Annotated in this window: 20 protein-coding genes; 7 read left to right on the top strand and 13 right to left on the bottom strand. The window is 70.6% G+C overall.

The window, feature by feature from the left end:
* Window positions 1-41: 41 nt before the first annotated feature.
* Together ACFPZI_RS13345 and ACFPZI_RS13340 are read right to left on the bottom strand one after the other, a co-directional pair.
* Window positions 42-581, bottom strand: a complete 540-nt coding sequence (locus ACFPZI_RS13345) for a GNAT family N-acetyltransferase (protein ID WP_381362640.1) — start codon at window positions 579-581, stop codon at window positions 42-44.
* Window positions 578-1,780, bottom strand: a complete 1,203-nt coding sequence (locus tag ACFPZI_RS13340) for a hypothetical protein (RefSeq protein ID WP_381362638.1) — start codon at window positions 1,778-1,780, stop codon at window positions 578-580. Before ACFPZI_RS13340 ends, ACFPZI_RS13345 begins: the two co-directional genes overlap by 4 nt.
* A gap of 167 nt (window positions 1,781-1,947) precedes the next feature.
* Between ACFPZI_RS13340 and ACFPZI_RS13335 the strand changes: the two genes are divergently transcribed.
* Window positions 1,948-2,361: an ATP-binding protein gene (locus ACFPZI_RS13335; protein ID WP_381362636.1), complete on the top strand. Its 414-nt coding sequence runs from the start codon at window positions 1,948-1,950 to the stop codon at window positions 2,359-2,361.
* 644 nt (window positions 2,362-3,005) lie between these two features.
* Entirely contained in the window at window positions 3,006-4,619 is a 1,614-nt protein-coding gene (locus ACFPZI_RS13330) for an IS200/IS605 family accessory protein TnpB-related protein (RefSeq protein ID WP_381362634.1), read from the top strand.
* Between the two features lie 246 nt (window positions 4,620-4,865).
* On the opposite strand, the gene ACFPZI_RS13325 is transcribed toward ACFPZI_RS13330, so the two are convergent.
* Window positions 4,866-6,305, bottom strand: coding sequence for a hypothetical protein (locus ACFPZI_RS13325; protein ID WP_381362631.1), 1,440 nt, complete (start codon window positions 6,303-6,305; stop codon window positions 4,866-4,868).
* Window positions 6,306-6,820: 515 nt separating this feature from the next.
* Here ACFPZI_RS13325 and ACFPZI_RS13320 point away from each other — a divergent pair.
* A complete protein-coding gene (locus tag ACFPZI_RS13320) occupies window positions 6,821-8,647 on the top strand; it encodes an endonuclease/exonuclease/phosphatase family protein (protein WP_381362628.1) in 1,827 nt (608 codons plus the stop codon).
* A 118-nt stretch (window positions 8,648-8,765) separates the two neighbouring features.
* On the opposite strand, the gene ACFPZI_RS13315 is transcribed toward ACFPZI_RS13320, so the two are convergent.
* Together ACFPZI_RS13315 and ACFPZI_RS13310 are read right to left on the bottom strand one after the other, a co-directional pair.
* Window positions 8,766-9,164 carry a DUF3618 domain-containing protein gene (locus tag ACFPZI_RS13315; protein ID WP_381362625.1) on the bottom strand — a complete coding sequence of 133 codons (399 nt, stop codon included), beginning with the start codon at window positions 9,162-9,164 and terminating at the stop codon, window positions 8,766-8,768.
* Window positions 9,161-9,637, bottom strand: a complete 477-nt coding sequence (locus tag ACFPZI_RS13310; RefSeq protein WP_381362623.1) for a phage holin family protein — start codon at window positions 9,635-9,637, stop codon at window positions 9,161-9,163. The genes ACFPZI_RS13315 and ACFPZI_RS13310 overlap by 4 nt, the downstream gene beginning before the upstream one ends.
* Before the next feature lie 145 nt (window positions 9,638-9,782).
* Here ACFPZI_RS13310 and dapA point away from each other — a divergent pair, with 145 nt between their 5' ends.
* On the top strand, window positions 9,783-10,676 hold the full coding sequence (gene dapA, locus ACFPZI_RS13305; protein WP_381362620.1) for a 4-hydroxy-tetrahydrodipicolinate synthase: 894 nt from the start codon (window positions 9,783-9,785) through the stop codon (window positions 10,674-10,676).
* A gap of 132 nt (window positions 10,677-10,808) precedes the next feature.
* On the opposite strand, the gene ACFPZI_RS13300 is transcribed toward dapA, so the two are convergent.
* Both ACFPZI_RS13300 and ACFPZI_RS13295 read right to left on the bottom strand, forming a co-directional pair.
* Entirely contained in the window at window positions 10,809-11,462 is a 654-nt protein-coding gene (locus ACFPZI_RS13300; RefSeq protein ID WP_381362617.1) for a M15 family metallopeptidase, read from the bottom strand.
* Between the two features lie 216 nt (window positions 11,463-11,678).
* Window positions 11,679-11,921: a GntR family transcriptional regulator gene (locus tag ACFPZI_RS13295; RefSeq protein WP_381362615.1), complete on the bottom strand. Its 243-nt coding sequence runs from the start codon at window positions 11,919-11,921 to the stop codon at window positions 11,679-11,681.
* A 312-nt stretch (window positions 11,922-12,233) separates the two neighbouring features.
* Between ACFPZI_RS13295 and ACFPZI_RS13290 the strand changes: the two genes are divergently transcribed.
* A complete protein-coding gene (locus ACFPZI_RS13290; protein WP_381362612.1) occupies window positions 12,234-12,551 on the top strand; it encodes a hypothetical protein in 318 nt (105 codons plus the stop codon).
* A gap of 640 nt (window positions 12,552-13,191) precedes the next feature.
* Here the strand turns inward: ACFPZI_RS13290 and ACFPZI_RS13285 are convergent.
* Window positions 13,192-13,677 carry a carboxymuconolactone decarboxylase family protein gene (locus ACFPZI_RS13285; protein WP_381362610.1) on the bottom strand — a complete coding sequence of 162 codons (486 nt, stop codon included), beginning with the start codon at window positions 13,675-13,677 and terminating at the stop codon, window positions 13,192-13,194.
* A 167-nt stretch (window positions 13,678-13,844) separates the two neighbouring features.
* On the opposite strand from ACFPZI_RS13285, the gene ACFPZI_RS13280 reads away from it, so the two are divergent.
* Window positions 13,845-14,789 carry an RNA polymerase sigma-70 factor gene (locus ACFPZI_RS13280; protein WP_381362607.1) on the top strand — a complete coding sequence of 315 codons (945 nt, stop codon included), beginning with the start codon at window positions 13,845-13,847 and terminating at the stop codon, window positions 14,787-14,789.
* A gap of 197 nt (window positions 14,790-14,986) precedes the next feature.
* Here ACFPZI_RS13280 and ACFPZI_RS13275 read toward each other — a convergent pair whose 3' ends face one another.
* Together ACFPZI_RS13275 and ACFPZI_RS13270 are read right to left on the bottom strand one after the other, a co-directional pair.
* The gene (locus ACFPZI_RS13275) at window positions 14,987-15,271 is read right to left on the bottom strand and encodes a putative quinol monooxygenase (RefSeq protein ID WP_381362604.1); all 285 of its coding nucleotides are present in this window, start codon (window positions 15,269-15,271) and stop codon (window positions 14,987-14,989) included.
* Window positions 15,272-15,599: 328 nt separating this feature from the next.
* The gene (locus ACFPZI_RS13270) at window positions 15,600-16,316 is read right to left on the bottom strand and encodes a TetR/AcrR family transcriptional regulator (protein ID WP_381362601.1); all 717 of its coding nucleotides are present in this window, start codon (window positions 16,314-16,316) and stop codon (window positions 15,600-15,602) included.
* Window positions 16,317-16,492: 176 nt separating this feature from the next.
* Here ACFPZI_RS13270 and ACFPZI_RS13265 point away from each other — a divergent pair, with 176 nt between their 5' ends.
* On the top strand, window positions 16,493-18,121 hold the full coding sequence (locus ACFPZI_RS13265; RefSeq protein ID WP_381362950.1) for a CocE/NonD family hydrolase: 1,629 nt from the start codon (window positions 16,493-16,495) through the stop codon (window positions 18,119-18,121).
* A gap of 188 nt (window positions 18,122-18,309) precedes the next feature.
* Here ACFPZI_RS13265 and dapD read toward each other — a convergent pair whose 3' ends face one another.
* The 3 genes from dapD to ACFPZI_RS13250 form a co-directional block, all read right to left on the bottom strand.
* Window positions 18,310-19,299, bottom strand: a complete 990-nt coding sequence (gene dapD / locus ACFPZI_RS13260; protein ID WP_055591705.1) for a 2,3,4,5-tetrahydropyridine-2,6-dicarboxylate N-succinyltransferase — start codon at window positions 19,297-19,299, stop codon at window positions 18,310-18,312.
* 122 nt (window positions 19,300-19,421) lie between these two features.
* Window positions 19,422-19,964, bottom strand: a complete 543-nt coding sequence (locus ACFPZI_RS13255) for a TetR/AcrR family transcriptional regulator (RefSeq protein WP_381362598.1) — start codon at window positions 19,962-19,964, stop codon at window positions 19,422-19,424.
* On the bottom strand, window positions 19,964-20,284 hold the full coding sequence (locus ACFPZI_RS13250; protein ID WP_381362595.1) for a DMT family transporter: 321 nt from the start codon (window positions 20,282-20,284) through the stop codon (window positions 19,964-19,966). The genes ACFPZI_RS13255 and ACFPZI_RS13250 overlap by 1 nt, the downstream gene beginning before the upstream one ends.
* Window positions 20,285-20,379 lie beyond the last annotated feature (95 nt).

Here is a 20,379-nt window from a genome sequence, read left to right as displayed (position 1 = left end):
AGGTTGCGCCTCAGCCGGGCCGACAGCAGGTCAGACCGGACTCAGGGGCGCACCATCACGCACAACTCCGGCGCCCCTTCGAACGGTACGGCCTCGCCCACCATCCGGTACGCCCACCCCTCGTACAGGGCCCGTACCTTGCTGTGCGCCTTGTGCACCAGCAGTGTCACCCGTTCTTCGCCCCGGGAGGCCAGCAGCACGTCATGGATACGGAGGGAGGTGCCGGTGCCACGCCAAGGCTCCCGCACCATCAGTTCGGACAGGGCGAACGTGCGCGTGCCGGTCTCCGCCGTGAACCCCTCCGGCAACGCCGGGGTCACCTTCGCCCACCAGGTCGTGGTCGGAGACAGGGGCGCACCGTAGGCGTAGCCGACCGGCTGTTCCCCGTCGTAGGCGACAACGCACGCGAAGCCGGGGCGCGCCGACCAGGAGTCGACGAACCTCGCGAAGGCGTCCCGCCCGGCGAGCGGGTCATCACTGCCCTCGTACACCTCGTCGTGAACGTCGAGGAGAAGCTCACGGATCGCGGCGGCGTCCACCTGGCCGTAATGCCTCAGAGCGAGTTGGGCGGGCGTGGTCACGGGCGTCCTTCCTGCCCATGATGGGCTGCTTCAGTCACCCGCTCCAGGCGGGCGGCAATACGACTGCTCGCGACTCCGGAGACGGGCACGTGCGAGACAGTCTCCGCGGCCTGCTCCCTGTGTCCCTGGGCGAGCTGGAGCTCGGCGCGCAGCACCGTGTAGTAGGAACGGTTACGGGTGAACCGCACGTCGAGCAGGTCGAGGGCCTGGGCGGTCTGCTGCTCCGCTCTCGCGTACTGGCCGGCGCTCTGGTGGGCGATCGCGCCGAGCCCGGTCAGTTCCGCCGGGGTCAGGAAGGCGAGCCAGCTTGGAGCGGTCACAGTGTCGTCGGCGCGGTCATAGGCGCGTTCCGCGGCGGCGAGTTGGCGGCCCATTCCAGCGGTGTCTCCGGTCTGGGCGAGGCAGTCGGCGAGTCTGGCGTGCAGTAGTGCTGTGATGAGCGGCTGGGCGCGCAGGTGCCGTTCAGCCAGCGCGGCCCGGTTGATCCGCGCAGCCTGGCCGGGGCGCCCGGCATGCTCGGCCTGAGCAGCGAGGTCCGACCAAGCCCGGGTTACGGCGACCGGGGCACGCGTCAGCAGCGCGGCTTGGAGCGCCTGGTTGCGGAACTGATCCGCACGAGCGTAGTCGCCGCAGTCATGCGCGGACCATCCCGCGCATGCGGCGACGTCGGCCACAGCCCGGGTCAGGGCACGCCCCACGCGCTCGCCGTACGTGCAGTGGTCAAGGGCTCGTTGGAGCCGCGCAAGGTAGTCGGTGGCAACATCGACGAGGGCGTCCCCGCCGAGCCCGTTGAAGTGTGCATCGAGCCGCGTGATGGTGGTCTGGATACGGTCGACGTCGGACATGCCGAGGCGGCCTCGCTGCGGTGTCTGCTCGGTACCGAGCGCGGTTGCGAGGGACGCAGCGATGAACGTGCGGCGGTGCACAGAGCGCTGTTCCTTCGCGGGTGTCGGCTTCGACGGTGCAAAGGGTGGTGGCGTCAGGGTGCACAATACGAATCCCATCTCCTGAGGGCTCCGACCGAAGATGTGCTCCAGAAGCCGAAGGTAGCGCGGCCACGGCCGGCGGACATACCCGGAGATCCGTCGCCGCACGTGCCGGTCGGTGCAGTTGGCCGACTCCCCGAACTCGTCGTCGGCAACCCGGTTGACCTCGTCAGCCAACTGAGCGTGCGTGTACCCGAACTCCGTGAGCAGCACCTCAAGCTGGGCGTTCCGTTGCCTGGTCATGGCGCCCCCTCTCGCACATTCGTGACCTACCGTAGCCCTACCGTCGCGGACTGTCCGGAAAAACTGTCCTGTTGACTGCCGCCAACTGCCCTGATTCTGTCCTGATGAGGAGCAGACACTTCCGGTTTCCTCGAACCATGACGATGACGGCTGCATCGGTAGGACCACAGCGCTATCAGGAGCGCTATCCGGCGAAGCTCGAAGCCGCTTCCCAGGCACGCCGGGACATAACGCTGGCCCTGAAAACGTGGGGCCTCCTCCACCTGGTGGACGCGGCTGAGCAGATCGTCACGGAGTTGGTCGCCAACGCGGTGGAGCACACCGACGCCGCCACGGTCGGCGTCTCCATCACCCGCACCGGCGAGGAGTCCGCGCGGATCGTCGTCACGGACACCTCCCGCACGCGCCCCACACCGGCCGTCCCGTCCGCCGACGCCGAACACGGACGTGGCCTCCTCCTCGTCGAAGCCCTCGCCCACGGCTGGGGCAGCGAAGTGGTGCACGGCGGGAAACGGGTGTGGGCCGATCTGCTGGCGGACCGTGAACGATGAGCGGCTGGCCTGTGACCGGCCTGCCGAGGATTGACCTGCTCGTCCCTCGGCAACAGATGGCCATGAACTGCGCTTGCTGTGCCCAGCACTTGGGGATGAGCGGCCGTGTTGAGGCGAAGTACGTTACTGGGGCCTGCCGTTCCGGCTCCGGATCTGCGTGCCCAGCTGACCAACGGCCGCACCTGGCGCCCCGGCCTGAGCCGCCGCCCTGTCTCCGGAGGCACCAACGCCCCGGATTCTGGGCGGCTTTGATCCGCTCGAAAGGCCGGCAAACAGCCATGCGCACCTTCCCTCAACACTCCGGTGTGGGCGAAGCGTCCTCTATGACACGGTCCCCCGGCCGGCCGGGTGGCCCGGTGCATGGCCTGGGGGGAGGCAGCCGCGGGCCGGGCCGGCGGAATGGTTCCGTGCCGGGGGTTGGGAGCTGCTGGAGTTTGGCTGAGCACGAGTGTGTTCTGGTGTGCATGAGTGAGCGCAGATGGGCGCGGTCACGGCCAGAGTGGGTGCTGTCCTGCCGGAAGGGGGGAATGGGGGTTCGTCTGCCGAATGTGTGACCTTGGCGGGTGGTGCTCGTTGGGTGGGGTGAGCGGGTTTTCTGGGCCGGGCTGAAGGGGCGGGGGTGTGGGGTGGACGGAGGAGTGCGGATGCTGGCGGCGCCGTTTGTGGTGCCCGGCCCGTCGGGGGTGGCCGTCCGTACCCGGCTCAGGCAGCTCACCGACGCCGACGAGGAGGTGCTGCGGCGGGTGGGCGCGCATCTGGGCACGCTGGCCTCCCGTGACCTGAAGGCGCGCTGCCGGGACGGTCTGGCCCATGATGCGGAGGCGTGGGCTACGCGGAAGCGAGAGCTGTCCCCTGTGTCGTCGGCCCGCTGGGCGGGCGCGATCACCAGGGCGACGCATGACCAGTGGGCGCTGGCCCGCCGCTGCGCGCTCGCCCACCTCCAGAACCTGGAATCGGGGGTGCGCACCCTGCGCCACCGGCTGGCACTGCCGCTCGGCGCGAAGGGTTCGAAGAAGGCCCCGGGTGGATATCGCAGTCGGCGGGAGTGGCATGCCAAGGCCCGCCGCCTGCACGTCCTGGAGGACCGGCTGGCACGGGAACGCGCCGACTGGGAAGCCGGGCGTGTGCACGTGGTGCGCGGCGGCAGGCGCCTGGCCCGGATGCGGCACCAGCTGCCCGCCGCACAGCTCACCGAGCCCCAGTGGCGTGAACGCTGGGAGGCGGCACGCTGGTTCCTGCGGGCGGACGGGGAGAGCGGGAAACGCTACGGGAACGAGACCATCCGCATCAGCCCGGACGGTGAGGTCAGCATCAGGCTGCCCGCCCCGCTCAAGCAGTTGGCGAACGCTCCGCACGGCCGGTATGTCCTCACCGGCCGGATCCGGTTCGCGCACCGGGGGCAGGAATGGGCCGACCGGGTGGCGGCGAACCGGGCCGTCGCCTACCGCATCCACCACGACCCGGCCCGCGCGCGCTGGTATGTGACCGCCTCCTGGCAGAAACCCGTCACGCGCACGGTCCCGATGGCGGCGGCGCTGGCCGACGGGGTGATCGGGGTGGACATGAACGCCGACCACCTGGCCGCCTGGCGCCTCGATGTGCACGGCAACCCGATCGGGAGCCCGCGCCGGTTCTTCTACGACCTGACCGGCACCGCCGACCACCGCGACGCCCAGGTCCGCCACGCCCTGACCCGGCTCCTGCACTGGGCCCGCACCTGTGGGGTGCGGGCGATCGCGGTGGAGGACCTGGACTTCGCCGCGGAGAAGACCCGCGAGAAACACGGCCGCAACAGGCGGTTTCGGCAGTTGGTCTCCGCCATGCCCACCGGCCGGCTCCGCGCCCGGCTCGTCTCGATGGCCGACGCCATGGGCATCACCGTCGTCGCCGTGGACCCGGCCTACACCTCGAAGTGGGGCGCCCAGCACTGGCAGAAACCCCTGACCAGCACCACCCGCAGGACCACCCGCCACGACGCAGCCGCCGTGGCGATCGCACGACGCGCCCAGGGGTATCCCATCCGGCGTCGGACGGCACCGCCCCGCACCCACCAGAGCGATGGATGCGGGCATCGGACCGTCCAGGCCGGACCGGATGCCCCCGGGCGTGAGGAAACCCGCCGCCACGTTCCCGGACCACGGACACGATCCGTGCCACCGGACACGGAACGAACGCGGGCGACCAGGACACCCAACACCGTTCGGGGCGTCCGCAGTGAGCGGGAATGGGTCCAGGACCCACTCCTGCTCACTGACTAGGAACGGTGACGGATCAGGTCTCATTCACCGTCACGCTTCCGCCCATGCCTGAACACCGGTTGAACTCCGCGGGGCATCCCGGCAGCCGCTTCGGTGAACCACGCGCGGCCGCCCGTCCCGCCCACCGACCGGAGCGGTGCGCCCACACCCACCGGTCGCAGCGGTGCGCCCCGCTCTACTACCGGCGCGAGGCGCCCGCCGCCCGCCGTGCGCCGTCCACTGTCCGCTCAAATCCCCTGCCGCACGTCAACTCCCGCGCTGCGACCGCGCCTTGAAGGCGGCCTTGCGTGCGGCCTTGGCGATCACCTTGTCCGGGTGCAGCCGGCCCATCGCCTCCAGCACGTCCGCCGTGGCCGGGTGCTCCACCCGCCAGGCGGTGGCGAAGAAGCCGCTGTGCTGGCGGGCCAGGCCCTCCACCAGGGCCTGCAACTCCTCGGAGTTGCCCTCGGCCGCGAGCTGTGCAGCCACCGTGTCGATGGTCAGCCAGAAGATCATGGCCTCGGAGGGCGGCGGTACGTCCGTCGCCCCGTGCTCGGTCAGCCACACCCGGGCCAGTCCGCCGAGTTCGGCGTCGTCGAGTACCTCGCGCAGGGCGGGTTCGGCCGAGACGCCGACCAGCGCCAGCGCCTGCTGGCACTGCAGCCGCCGCAGCGGCGCGTTCTCGTCGGTGCCGCGCGCGGCGGCGAGCAACTCGCGTGCCGCGTCGAGGGGTTCGCGGTGGGCGAGCCACTGCTCGGTCTCCGCGTGGGCCGCCGCCGGCGGGAAGGCGGGAGTGCGGTCGAGCAGCGCGTCGGCGCCCTTGTCCGTGAGGTCCCCGACCGCCGGGGCGTCGAACCCCGCTTCCAGCAGGCGGGCGCGCAGCCCGTACAGGCCGAGCGGGGTCAGTCGCACCACGCCGTAGCGGGTGACGTCGGTGTCGTCCTGGGGCGGGGCGGGCTCCTCGTCGCCCTCGGCCAGCAGCGCCTCGTCGACCGGCTGGTACTCCACGAGTCCGGCCGGCTCCAGCAGGCGGAACTGGTCGTCCAGCCGCATCATCGCGTCGGACACCTCCTGGAGCACGTCGTTGGTGGGCTCCGGCATGTCGTCGGGGACGATCACGGAGGCGGCCAGCGCGGGCAGCGGCACCGGCGAACCGGCGGGCCCCGCCTCGCCCACGGTCAGCAGATACAGGTTGCCGAGGACCCCGTCGAGGAAATCCGCCTCGTCCTCGGGGTCCCAGTCGACCGAGGAGAGGTCGAGTACGCCGGATCCGTCCCCGGCGGCGAGGGCGTCGACGAGCCCGTCCAGGTCGGGCACGCTCGCGTCGGCGAGCACCGCCTCCAGGGCGGCGAGCCACACGGTGAGGACGTCCTGCGGCGAGCCGCCGGTGAGCAGCGCGAGGTCGGCGCCCGCGGTGACGGTGCCCTCCTCCTCCTCGTCGACGACGTCGACGAGCCCGGCGTCCACGGCGACGCGCCATGCCGCACTGGCGTCGGCGGTGGCGTCCTCGCCGCTCAGCCCGAGCGCCTCGGCCGCCGCGGGCAACTGTTCGTCGACGAGTCCGCCGCCGGCGTCGACCCGCGTTTCGGATCCGGCCCAGCGGGCGAGCCGGGTTGCCCGGGACAGCAGCGGCGTGGACAGCGCCTCGCGCGCCAGCTCCGCTTCGGGGTGCAGCCGCGCCGGCGGCAGGGTGGAGCTGTCTGACATCGGCTGTTTCTCCTAGGGTCTGTCCGGCGGATCACGTCGGAGGCAACTGGGCGGCATCTGTCCAGCTGGGCCGGAGACGACTCAACCGCTCAGCCTAGACGGATTTCCCCCCAAGCCGCCCACTTCACCGCTGCTTCACCCCCCGTACATGGCCGAAACCTTGACAAGTGGACTGGCCGGGCTGGAGATTGACGCGCGTAGAAGTCGGCGGACAGTTGTTCACCGGAGCCCAAGCCACCCACGGGCGCCACCCGTGGGAGCCGCCCCGCACGCCCCTCGTGAACCGCCTGCGGACGCCATTCGCAGAGGGCATCCTGGGAGGGCTGGAGGCCACGCAGGGTCGAGCGGTCACCCACGGCGGCCGCCCGCACCCGACACCACTCTCTACGCGCGTCACCTCTCGCCCTACCTGCCTCACACGCCCCATCAGCCCCGATCGCTCCCGCCGCCGTCCCCGCACGTCGCACGTTTCTCACCATCGTCCCGGCACTCATCACATTCCCGGAGGGAATCCGTTGCCGAGCAAGTCGTCCGCGCGTCTCGCCACGCTCACCGTCGCCGCCGTGTGCGCGGCGTCCACGATCACCCTCACCTCGCCCGCGCACGCGGAGTCCGTGCGCATCCACGACATCCAGGGCGACACCCGAACATCTCCGTACGCCGGGCAGCAGGTCACCGATGTGGCCGGAATCGTCACCGGCATCCGCACCTACGGCTCGTCCCGCGGGTTCTGGATCCAGGATCCGACGCCGGACGCCGACCCGGCCACCAGTGAGGGCGTCTTCGTCCACACGGGCTCGACCCCCCAGGGGGTCGCCGTCGGCGACGCCGTCACGGTCTCCGGCACGGTGTCGGAGTACGTCCCCGGCGGCACCTCCTCCGGCAACCAGGCGCTGACGGAGATCACCCGTGCCACGTTCACCGTCGTCTCCAGCGGCAACCCGGTCCCGGCCCCGATCAGGATCGACGCCAGGTCCGTCCCCGCCGCCTACACCCCGGCCGGGGACACGGCGGCGAACGGCTCGGTCAACGCCCTGCCGCTGCGCCCCGACCGCTACGCCCTGGACTTCTACGAGTCCCTGGAGGGCATGAACGTCCAGGTCTCCGACACCAGGGTGGTCGGCGCCACCGACCCGTACACCGAGCTCTGGGTCTCGGTGAAGCCGGGGGAGAACCGCAACCACCGCGGCGGCACGGTCTACGGCTCCTACGACGACCGGAACACCGGCCGCCTGCAGATCCAGTCCCTGGGCCGTGCCTCGGACTTCCCCGACGCGAACGTCGGCGACACCCTCGCCGGCACCACCGCGGGCCCGCTCGACTTCAACCAGTTCGGCGGTTACACGCTGGTGGCGAGCGAACTCGGCACGCTGAAGAGCGGGAACCTGCGGCGCGAGTCGACGCGCGCGCAGCGCTCCGGCGAGCTGGCGGTCGCCACGTACAACGTGGAGAACCTGGACCCGTCCGACGACACGTTCGCCGCGCACGCCGAGGCGATCGTGGGCAACCTGAAGTCGCCCGACATCGTGTCCCTGGAGGAGATCCAGGACGACAACGGCGCCACCGACGACGGCACGGTCGCCGCCGACCGGACGGTGGCCGAGCTGATCGGCGCGATCGAGGCGGCGGGCGGCCCGCGCTACGACTGGCGCGGGATCGACCCGGTCGACAAGGCCGACGGCGGCGAGCCGGGCGGCAACATCCGCCAGGTGTTCCTCTTCAACCCGGAGCGGGTCTCCTTCACCGACCGTGCGGGCGGCGACGCCACGACGGCCACCGGCGTCACCAAGGTGCGTGGCAAGGCGGCCCTGACGGTCTCCCCCGGCCGGGTCGCCCCCAAGGCCGCGGCGTTCGAGAACAGTCGCAAGCCGCTGGCCGGCGAGTTCGTCTTCCGCGGCCGCACGGTCGTCGTGGTCGCCAACCACTTCGCCTCCAAGGGCGGCGACCAGGCCCTGACGTCGCAGTACCAGCCGCCGTCCCGCAGCTCGGAGACGCAGCGCCACCTCCAGGCGAAGGAGGTCCACGACTTCACCGCGAAGATCCTCGCCACCCAGAAGAACGCGGACGTCGTCGTCCTCGGCGACATCAACGACTTCGAGTTCTCCACGACGACGAAGATCCTCGAGGGCCGGGGCACTCTCTGGTCGGCGATCAAGACCCTGCCGCGGAGCGAGCGTTACTCGTACGTCTACCAGGGCAACAGCCAGGTTCTGGACCAGATCCTGATCAGCCCGTCGATCCGCCGCGGCGGGACGTTCACGTACGACAGCGTGCACCTCAACACCGAGTTCCACGACCAGATCAGCGACCACGACCCGCAGATCCTGCGTTTCCGCCCGTAGGGCGCACATCCGCGCCGAGGGCCGGCCGAACGCTCCCGTCCGGCCGGCCCTCGGTCGTGCCCGCCCAGCCCTGCCCGCCCTGCCCCGCCCGGGTCCGCAGTGCTCCCCGGCCCGCCCGTCAGTGCGTCCCGGTCCCGCGCCGCCGCAGCACCGCCATCCCCGCCGTCGCCGCCAAACCGGCCGCCGTCCCACCGGCGATCATCACCGGCCACGGCTTCCGCGTCCCGGCCAGCCGGGCCTGCGTGGCGCTGCTCCGCAGTTGTACGGTCATCGCCCCGGCCTTGTCGCGCAGGTCCTCCACGCGGGCCAGCGCGTTTCCCTTGACGTCCATCTTCCCAGCCAACTGCTCCACCGTGTCGCCGAGTTCGTGTCGGGTCCGCTCGATCTCCCGCCGCATTTCGTCCGGTCCCTTGGCCCCGTGGGCGGCACCCTGCTCGGCCCCGGACTCGATGTGGGCCCCGGACCCGGAACCCGCCGCCTTCGCAGGCGCGTTCACGCCGTTCACGTCCCGCGTCATCGGTGTGCCCTTTCCTTGATCTCCTCCACGTCGGCCTTCACGCTGTCCAGCGTCCGCTCCGGCGTCGCCGGGGTGGCCTGCCGCAGCTGACCACGGCCGAGCACGGCCAGCACACCGGCGATCACGAACAGCACGGCCGCGATGATCAGCGCCGCCGCCCACACCGACAGGACGAGGGAGAGCGCGGCACCCCCGGTGAAGGCCGTCGCCAGCAGGCCCGCGTAGGCGAAGGCACCCGCGGCGCCGAGCATGCCGCCGCCGCGTCCGGCCCGGCGGCCCTTCTCGGCCAGCTCCACCTTGGCCAGGGCCACTTCCTGCCGCACCAGCCGGGAGACCTGCTCGGTGGCCTGTCCGACGAGTTCGCCCACGCTGTGCTCGTCGTGACCGTGAATGTCACGGCTGTATTCGGCACGGCCGTGAGCGTCACGGCTGCGCGTGTCGCGGACCGGCGGTTGCTCGATGGTTGCGGTCACGGTGTTCCGCCTCCTCTCGGTCGGGTCTTTCGAGTACCCGGACCGCGCGGCGCCTATCCTGAGCACTACCCGTTACTGCTACTTATCAATAGCGGGTAGGAAATTTAAGTGGAGCTACGCAGCGATCGGGCAGAGACTGCCCCTCATGAGCCCATCGACGCCTCCCTTCGGCCGCGCCCTGTGCGCCATGGTCACGCCGTTCACCTCCACCGGCGCCCTGGACCTGGACGGCGCCGCGCGTCTGGCCGACCACCTGGTGAGCCACGACTGCGACGGCCTGGTGCTGTCCGGTACGACGGGCGAATCCCCGACCACGACGGACGCCGAGAAGTCCGCCCTCGTCACGGCGGTGCGGGAGGCGGTGGGCGGCCGCGCCTCGATCGTCGCGGGCGTCGGCACCGCCGACACCGCGCACACCACCGAACTCGCCCGCGAGGCCGAGAAGGCGGGCGCCGACGGCCTCCTGGTCGCCACCCCGTACTACAGCCGCCCGCCGCAGGACGCGCTCGAGGCGCACTTCCGCGAGGTCGCGGATGCCACGGACCTCCCCCTGGCTCTGTACGACATCCCGGCCCGCACGGGCACCCGCATCGAGCCGGACACGATGCTGCGGCTCGCCGAGCATCCCCGGATCGTGGCGGTGAAGGACTGCTCGTACGACTTCCTGGCCGCCCAGAAGATCCTCGCCCGCACGGAGCTCGCCTACTACGCGGGCTGCGACGAGCACATCCTCGCCCTGTACGCCGTCGGCGGCGCCGGGTACGTCAGTACGGTCGCGAACGTGATCCCGGACCACCTGCGCGCCGTCCTGGACGCCTTCGACGCGGGCGACACGGCCCGCGCGGCCGGTCTCCAGCAGCGGGCCATCGCCCTCATCGAGGCGATGATGGCCGGCGGCCTGCCCGGCACGGTCACGGCCAAGGCCCTCCTCACCACCCTCGGCCTGCCGGGGGGCCCGGTCCGCCCGCCGCTGAGGCCGGCGTCCCCCGAGACGATCGACGGCCTCAGGTCGCTCTACGAGGCCCTCATGGCAGGCTGACCGCCACCACGGGCGCAGGCCCGCCCCTCACGGCGCGAAGGACGTTGAGGGGCGCCTGCACGGATCAACTCGTCCGGCGGGTTCAGGGAAACAGCACGACCAGGCACGGTGGATCGGGGCGTCGCCCGTCGCTCATCGGAGTTCCCGCGGCCCATACCTGGCGCTGCCGGCATCAGTCTGGAAGGCCCAGTAGCGGTCGCCGTAGGACCAGTGCCACCACTCGGTGGGGTAGTTCACCAGGCCCGCAGCGGTCAGTGCGTCACCGAGCACCCGCCTGTTGGCCCGCGCTTCAGATCCGACGCCGTCGGCGTCCGTGTAACAGGCTCCGTCGCTCTCTTCCGGGCTGGCGTTCACCCGAGTTCCCATGTCGAGTTCCCGTCCGGTGGCGGAGATCAAAGTGAGGTCTACCGCGGCGCCGGCGCTGTGGGGCGCGATCTCCGGTGGCGACACGTACCGGCTCGCAGCCTCACGAACCCGTATCGGCGACCAGCCCGGATTATCGGCTCGCAGGTTGTCGGCGTACCGCTCGAAGTAGAAGCGCTGCAGCGCGGGCGGCCTGTACCCCTCGATGAACAGCAGACGCATACCATCCGGGAGCAGCTTCTGAGCCTCGAGAAGACGGATCAGGACCCCTTCTCGCAGATGCGCGAACGCCCCTGATTGATCAGTCTTGCGAGAGTCGACGACGAGGGACTCCTGGAGCCGGACGTCGACGAGTGGTTCGCCGCAGTCGGCCACCGGGATCGCCGCGATCTTCGGATCCGACATCAGCACGATCTTGTTCATGCACTGATCATTGCCACCCATCCCGCTCAACGGTGGCGACCCTGCTCGCCTTGGCCAGAAGTCACCGGCCCGTACCCGCAAGGCGGACTTGGCTGCACCGTGCCTCGGACGACGACACGACGACAGTCTTCCGCCGACCCATTTCTGACGGGCGATCCCCAGGCAAGTACCCGTACGACGGCTTCGCGCAACTCCCCGACACACCCGCAGCGAAAGCTAGTTGCCGTCCGGCAGTGGATCCACGACGAACGTCCCCAACCCCACCTCGCCGCGCGTCCAGCCCTCTTCCCGCACGTGCCGCATGGCCTTCGCCGCCGTCGCGTTCACGACGCCGAACTCTTGGGCGATCTCCAGCGTGGACGGCACACGACTTCCCGGCGGATAGGTGCCGTCCTGAATCCGTCGGATGATCTCCGCTGCAATCTGCCGCCACAGCGGGCGCGTACGGTCAAGCTCCATGGTGTCAGCGTGGGTGACCACAGCTGTCCATGCATCCGTGGATAACCGTGGATAACTACAGATATGGTGAAGCTGGAATCAGAAACACCCCTGGACGAGCCGGGCAAGGGCTCGTCCAGGGGCTGACCGAAGAAATGGAGCTTCGGCTGTGCGAAACCTTATCGCCGCGCTTCTTGCGTGCTTCCCGCCGTCCCATGGTGCTCATCGGACGCAGGCCCTGCCGGTACAGGGCATCGTCCCCCGCCCGCTGCCTGCCTCCAGGACGACATGTCCGGCCAACGTGATCGAAGCCGTTGTCCCGGGGGTGCCGGCATGACCGAGCTTCGCCGTATGCCGCTGAGCACCGATGGACGCACCGGATTCTGCCAGCCGGGTGGAATCGTCGCGGACATCTGCGACGCGATCGAGGACGACTTGATCGAGTCGGCGACCGTGGTGCTGGGACTCGTGAAAGCGATGCTGGACGGCCCACAACTCACATCGGACGAGTCATGGTTCATGCTCCGCCGCACCACTGAATGCCTCACCGACGCACTGAATGTCGCCGAACTGAGAAGAGAACGGTTGATGGCAGACGACGGCTCCTGCCTTCCGGATCCTGCCGGGCGCCCAGCACCCGGTGGTGCGTGACCGGGGTCCGGCGTTTCAGTTGCGATCGATGTGAGTGCCAGGTCCAAGGGCCATAGCATCACTGGGGCTGTTCCCGGCAGGAGCCCGGCGGCACCCGGAGTCGGCCACCGGCCATCGGCCCATCGGCCCGCAATCCTTCGGCCCGGACCCCCGGTCACTTTCCGACCCGGAGCCCGGGCCGTCGGCAGAGTTCCCGCCTCGGGCACCACTCCGCCCCGCGCCGCCGAGGTGGCCTACGCCGTCCCGACGGGCTGTTCCATACGAGCGGGGTCATCGCGACCGATTGTCAGGACCCAGGCGATGATCCGGAGGCCTCCGGGTCCTGGCCGGTGGAGCCTTCCGGCGTCTCGAGGTCCGGCACGTGCGACAAGGTGACCGAGGTGCGGCCCGTCGCCCACGGCCATGACAGGGAAGCCCGCCTGTGGGCAGCTACCGTCCCACTCCTCGAACGAGCGGGCACGCCCAGCTGATCGGGCGGTGTCGGCTATCGTGCCGACCGATCCTGCAGGACCACCGGCTCAAGGGCGACGGCTCTCCCAGGGCATGAGCAGCATCCTCCGTCTCCCCAACCTTGCACGGGCCGGCCAGGGTCGAACGGACCCCAGCCTGACCCGTACCTCTTCCACGGGGCGTTCTCCGCTCATTCGAGCGCGTGGGCGAACATGCCCAACTCGTACGAACCTCCCTTCTGGTGCACGATCACGGCGAGCCGGTTGGCCGCGTTGATCAGGGCGACCAGGGCGACCAGCGCCGCGGTCTGGTCGTCGTCGTAGTGCTTGCGCACGCGGTCCCAGGTCTCGTCGGAGACACCGTAGTGAGCGTCGCCGAGCCGGGTGCCCTCCTCGGCAAGGGCAAGGGCGGCCTGCTCGGCCTCGGTGAACACGGTGGCCTCGCGCCAAGCGGCGACCATGTGGAGCCGGACCGCACTCTCACCGGCGGCCGCGGCCTCCTTGGTGTGCATGTCGATGCAGTGACCGCAGCCGTTGATCTGGCTGGCGCGCAGCGACACCAGCTCCTGCGTGGACCGGGGCAGCGGCGACTGCTGGATCACCAGGCCGGCCCCGGCGAACCGCTTGGCGAACTTGAGCGCGATCTCGTTGGCGAACAGATCGAATCGGGCATCCATGATGTCGTCCTCACTCGTGGTGTTGCATCGGACGAACACGAGATGTCGGCCGGCCGCTCCGTGTGACAGGGCCGCTGTGTGACGAGGGCCATGGCCCGCGGGTGTCACAGGGCCGGGGTGGCCGGTGTCCTGTTCGTGTGACGCAGTCGGAAGCGAAGGAGTGTCGGGTGAAGAACGAACGGAGCGGGCACGCGGTCGAAGCCACCGCCGGGCAGCCCGCCGAAGACGGACGTACTGACCCCGCCACCGAGGCGTTCGTCGCCCACCGCAACCTCCTGTTCACGGTCGCCTACGAGATGCTGGGCTCGGCCGCCGACGCGGAGGACGTGCTGCAGGAGACCTGGCTGCGGTGGGCGGGGGTCGATCTCGGGACGGTGCGGGACCGGCGGGCGTACCTGGTCCGGATCACCACGCGCCAGGCCCTGAACCGGCTGCGTACGCTCGGCCGCCGCAAGGAGTCGTACGTGGGCTCCTGGCTGCCCGCGCCGCTGCTCACCACGCCCGACGTGGCCGAGGACGTCGAACTGGCCGACAGCGTCTCGACGGCGATGATGCTGGTGCTGGAGACGCTCACGCCGACGGAGCGGGCGGTGTTCGTGCTGCGCGAGGTGTTCGCCCTGGAGTACGACGAGATCGCGGAGGCCGTCGACCGGAAACCGGCCGCGGTCCGCCAGATCGCTCACCGCGCACGCGGCCATGTGGCGGCACGCCGACCGCGCGAACACGTGTCGTCGGCGGACTCCCGAAAGGCGCTCGACGCGTTCCGTCAGGCGGTCGAGACGGGGGACCTCCAGAACCTGCTCGATATCCTGGCACCGGACGTCGTCCTGCTGGGCGACGGCGGCGGAGTGAAGCAGGCCGTTCTGCGACCCATCGTCGGGGCGGACAAGGTGGCCCGTCTGCTGGCCGCGGGCCTGGGCAGGATCCCCGCCGGTTCGTCGTTCCTGTCGGCCCAGGTCAACGGCCGCCCGGCACTGCTCCTCCGGGTCGACGGCGAACTCGACACCGTCCTGACGGTCCGCGTCGACAACGGCCTCGTCACCGGCCTCTACGCCGTACGCAACCCGGAGAAGCTGTCCCACATGCGCCGGGAAACGGCCCTGAGCCGCTGAGGCGGGGGCCGGGTGCGGGCCCTCGGCGCGGGCGTTAGGCCGCGTCTTCTCGCCGTCGCCGTCGTCGTCGTAGACGGCGACGGGGCCCGGCGAGGCCCGGGCGACGTTCGTGAGGAAGCCGAACACGCCCTCCGGTCGGGGCAGTCACCGCCGTCGCGCTCCTCGTCCGGTTCCGACCGTGCCGGTGGGGGTATGGCCTACGGGGCCTCGACGTCAAAGATCCGGTACTTGCTCACCTCGGCGTCGCGGATCTGAGCCACCTGTTCGGATTCCGGGCCCGCGCCACGGAAGCGTGCGAGATCCTCATCGGTCTTCCAACGCTCGTAGACGTTGATCCGGCCCGGCTCGATCGAGTCGGCCGACAGAGCGAAATCAAGGCACCCGACGGCGGCCCGGGCCTGCTCGACGATGCTCGAGCATCCGGCCAGATAGGCGCCGCGGTCGGCAGCGTCCACCCACAACTTCCCGGCAATGATGATCACGGTACTCCTCGCATATCGGCTACTCGCCTGACGGTGATGTGCGGCGTGACCACCCATCGGCATGGCCACCGCGGGGACAGACCGCGGCCGCGTACCGGATTCATCGGTCACCCGCACCACGATGAGCAGACATCACCGTGGCACGAGACACCGGATCGAAGAGACGGGTTCCAAGGGTCTGTCATGCGGATCATCATTCCGGCGTCTCGGGGTCCGACACCCGTATCTGCCGCCCGGTCGTGTACCTGGCGCCCACCGCAAGCGGGACCGAGGCCACCGCGAGAGCCATTCTTCTTCTGAGTCTCGCGGTCGAGACGGGCAGCCGGGTTCAGTCGGTGGCGAGGCCGTCGATCAGGCGGTTGAGGAACCGGGCGAAGGTGGCTTCGGGGGCGAGTGGGCGTCCGGGGGCGGAAAGGGCTTCGGCGAGTTCCGGGTGGTGGCCGTCCGCGGCGACGGCGGCGAGGTAGCGGGCTTCGGCTGCGGCTCGATCGGGCGACCGCGAGGCTGCGGCCTGCGCGATCTCGTGAGCGGCGTGCCCGGCCACGAATGCCGTGAGTTGGGCGAAGATCTCCAGCTTCGCCGCACCGTCCAGTCCGGTGGGCCGCAGGGCGGTGAGCGCGCCTTCCATGAAGGCCAGGGTGTTGGGTCCGGGGACGCGGTGGGTGGACAGGGCGGCGGGCAGCCAGGGGTGTCGCAGCATCAGAGCACGCTGGAGGTGGGCGACGGCCTTCAGGTCGGCGCGCCAGTCGCCGGTGAGCGTGTCCGTGACCGGCAGTTCGCCGCTGACGTGGTCGACCATCAGGTTCAGCAGCGTCTCCTTGTCGGGGGCGTAGCTGTAGAGCGACATGACGCCGGCTCCGACCTGTGCGGCGACTTTTCGCATGGTGACCGCTCCGAGCCCCTCCGCGTCCGCCAGGGCGACGGCCACCGCGGTGATCGCTTCCCGACTGTAGGCCGGCTTGCGGCCCCTGCGGGGCTGGGCGGAGCTGAGCCAGAGCTGCTGAGGGTCGACGCCCGGAGCGTCGGCCCCTCCGTCATGGGGCATGTTCCACGCTCCTTTCCTTGATCACGGCCGCCTTTGCGTGCCTCAGTCAAACATCCTCTATTCTCGTACAGCGTACGAGAAATAAGGAGGGGACGATGACAGAACGCACGCACGGTCCTGTGTCGAGGTTGACCTGGGCTCGGTCTCCCGGGAAACCTCCACTGGTTTCACGGATGATGAGGGCGACGTGGCGACGCCTCCCGGCGAAACTGCACGATGTCGGGTGGGAGCCGGGGCTGGTGGTGCCGGCCGCCGACGGCAGCCCGCTGATCACGGACCACTACTTCCCGCGCGCCGAGGGCGACTTCCCCACGCTCCTGGTGCGCTCGCCGTACGGCAGGGGCCTGCCGTGGTCCCCCATGTACGGCCTGCTCTTCGCCGAACAGGGCTTTCACGTGGTCCTGCAGAGCTGTCGCGGAACCGGCGGTTCGGGAGGCGCGTTCGACCTGTGGCGCAACGAGGCCGCCGACGGCCGGGCCACGGTGTCCTGGCTGCGCGAGCAGCCCTGGTTCGACGGCACCCTGGGGACCGTCGGCCCCAGTTACCTGGGCTACGTGCAATGGGCCCTTGCCCTGGACCCGCCGCCGGAACTGAAGGCCATGGTGGTGCAGGTGGGCCTGCACGACCCCTACGCCCTGTTCCACACGCGCGGTGCGCTGCGCCTGGAGAACGCCCTCGCCGTCGGGGTGGGGATGACCTACCAGCACCAGGGCATGGCACCGTTCCTGAGGGCGACCCTGCGCCTGCGGCGCCACCTGCGTGAAGCCACCACCACGCGGCCCCTGCGCGGGGCGTACGTGCCGGCACTCGGAGGCGAAGTGCCCTGGCTGGACAACGTCATGACGCACCCGGACGCCGAGGACGCGTACTGGCGCGGCGCGTCGCTGGCCCAGGTGGCGGAGCGGCTCAGCCTGCCCACGGGCCTGATCACCGGATGGCACGACGTGCTGGCCGACCAGACCTTCGAACAGTACGACCGACTGCGTCGGGCCGGCTGCGAGACCGCCCTGCTCGTCGGCCCCTGGACCCACACCTCCGCCCTGCAACAGGGATGGCCCGAGGTGTTCGCCGAGAGCCTCTCCTGGCTGCGCGCCCACCTGTGCGCCGACCCCTCCGGCCTGCGTCCCACCGCAGTGCGCGTGTACATCGGCGGCGAAAACACCTGGCGGGACCTCGACGACTGGCCTCCGGCCACGGTCGGCGGCCAGTGGTTTCCCACCGCGCAGGGGCATCTCACCCGGCAGGATCCCACGGACTCCACGCCACTTGCGTCCTTCCACTACGACCCGGGCGACCCCACCCCGTCCCTGGGCGGCCCTCTGCTCTCCCGTACCGCCGGCCCTCGCGACAACGGCGTCCTGGAGGCCCGGGACGACGTGCTGACATTCACCGGCCCCCCGCTGACCGAGCCCCTGGACGTCCTCGGGCCGGTCTCCGCGCGGTTGAGCATCTCGACGGACACCGGTCATGCCGACGTCTTCACCCGCCTGTGCGACGTGGACGCACAGGGCCATTCCGTCAACATCTGCGACGGGCTGATCCGGCTGCGGACGACCGGGCGGGAGCCGTCGCGGATCACCGTGCCGATGAGTTCCGCCGCCCACCGCTTCGCCGTCGGTCACCGCATACGCTGGCAGATCAGCGGGGGCGCCCATCCCCGCTACGCCAGCAGTTCCGGCAACGGGGAGTCTCCGGTGGACGCCGCCACCTTCACCCCGGTGCACATCACGCTCCACGCGGACTCGGCCCTGATGCTTGGGGTGCGGGCCCACGGTTCCCGGCTCAGCCCTGCGGAGAACGGCTGACGCGCCGGACCCGGTGGCCCGGCTCAATGGCCGGAAGAGCCGAATTCGGTGCTCACGCGCGAGCGCCCTCCCGGGCCGTTCCTGGGCCGTGGGAGGGCGCTCGAAGATGACCGACGCCGACCGTCACCGACAGCTCGGCAGCAGGTCGGCCGGGCGGCCGGGCGGCCGTGGGTCACGGCCGCCGATGGTCAGTTGTGGCTGTGCAGGACGTCGTTGAGGCCGCCCCAGACCGCGTTGTTCGGGCGGGCCTCGACCGCGCCGCTGATCGAGTTGCGGCGGAAGAGGATGTTGGAGGCGCCGGACAGTGCGCGGGCCTTGACAACCTCGCCGTCGGGCATGGTCACGCGGGTGCCCGCGGTGACGTAGAGGCCGGCCTCGACGACGCACTCGTCGCCGAGCGGGATGCCGACGCCCGCCTCGGCGCCGATCAGGCAGCGCTCGCCGATGGAGATGATCACGCTACCGCCGCCCGAGAGCGTGCCCATGGTGGACGCGCCGCCGCCGATGTCCGAGCCGTCGCCGACGACGACGCCCGCGGAGATGCGGCCCTCGACCATGGAGGTGCCCAGGGTGCCCGCGTTGAAGTTGACGAAGCCCGCGTGCATGACCGTGGTGCCCGCGGCGAGGTGCGCGCCCAGGCGGACCCGGTCCGCGTCGGCGATGCGGACGCCCTTGGGGACGACGTAGTCCGTCATGCGGGGGAACTTGTCGACGGAGGTGACGGCCAGGTGCAGGCCCTCGGCGCGGGCGTTGAGCCGCGCCTTCTCCACGTCGTCGACGGCGACGGGGCCGAGCGAGGTCCAGGCGACGTTCGCGAGGAAGCCGAACATGCCCTCCAGGTTCTGGCCGTGTGGCTTGACCAGACGGTGCGAGAGCAGGTGGAGACGGAGGTAGACGTCGTGCGCGTCGGTCGGCTTCTCATCGAGCGAGGAGATGACCGTACGGACCGCGACCACTTCGACGCCCCGGCGCGCGTCCGGTCCGATCGCCGCGGTCGCGCCGGCGCCGAGGAGTTCGGCTGCCTGCTCGGCGGAGAGCCGCTCGGTGCCGGACGGGCCGGGCGCGTCGGAGAGTTCGGGGGCGGGGAACCAGGTGTCGAGGACGGTTCCGTCGGCGGTGAGGGTGGCGAGGCCGGCGGCCACTGCGCCGGTGGTGCTCTGAGCAGTCGAGTCGGTCATGAGGGCAACCTAACCGGCTCGGGCCCGGCGACGCGAACCGGCGCCGGGCCGTCTCAGGTGCCGGGCGGGGTCGTCCCGGAAGCAGAGACAACCGCAGGTCGGGGCGGCGGGCTGACACCTTTTCATTCCCCTGGCAGGATCCGCCCCAGCATCTCCCGCGCGTACTCCTCGTCGTACGGCGTTCCGGTCAGCAGTGCCTGGAGGCAGATGCCGTCCATCAGCGCGACCAGGGCGCGGGCGGTGACCGGGTCGGTGCGGTGGGACAGGAGTTCGGTGACGTCCTCGCACCACTCGGCGGCGACGGGGCGCAGGGCGGGGCGGCGCAGGGCTGCCAGGTACAGCTCGTACTCCAGCTCGACGCCGGTGCGCTCGCCCGCGAGCCACTCACCGAGCACCCCGGCGAGCTCGGTCGCCAGGTCGGTGCGCGGGTCCTCCAGGCCGCCGTGCGAGGCGACGGCCTTGGCGAACCCCTCGTTCGTCTGGCGCAGCGCGGCGACCAGCAGCTCGTCGAGGGTCTTGAAGTGGTACGTCGTGGAGCCGAGCGGCACATCGGCCTCGGCGGCGACGCTGCGGTGACTGAGTCCCGCGATGCCGCTCCTGCCGACGACACGGATCGTGGCTTCGATGATCCGCCGGCGCCGCTCGGGGTCGTACCGCCGGGCCATCAGTGCGCGCCGCCGAGGTTGAGCACAACCACGCCCACGATGATCAGCGCGATGCCGGCGGCCTTGGCCGCGGTGAGCCCCTCCCCCATGAACAGGATGCCGATCGCGGCGATGGCGGCGGTGCCCACCCCGGCCCAGATGGCGTACGCGGTGCCGATGGAGAGGGTGCGCAGCGTCTGGGCGAGCAGGCTGAAGGAGACCACGTAGCCCAGCAGGGTCAGCAGCGAGGGCCAGAGCTTGCTGAAGCCCTCGCTGTACTTCATGGAGGTGGTGGCGCCCACCTCCGCGACGATCGCCCCGGCGAGCAGAAGATAACCCATGCGTACAAGCGTACACAGCGATGTGTACGGCTGTACATAACACGGCTGCACATAACGACGCGGGTCCCGGACACGACCATGGCCCCCGGCACCCG

It is taken from the genome of Streptomyces chlorus (assembly GCF_042655885.1).
GTDB lineage: Bacteria > Actinomycetota > Actinomycetes > Streptomycetales > Streptomycetaceae > Streptomyces > Streptomyces chlorus.
Note: the sequence above shows the minus strand (reverse complement) of the source record. Positions and strands in the feature narration are given on the sequence as shown.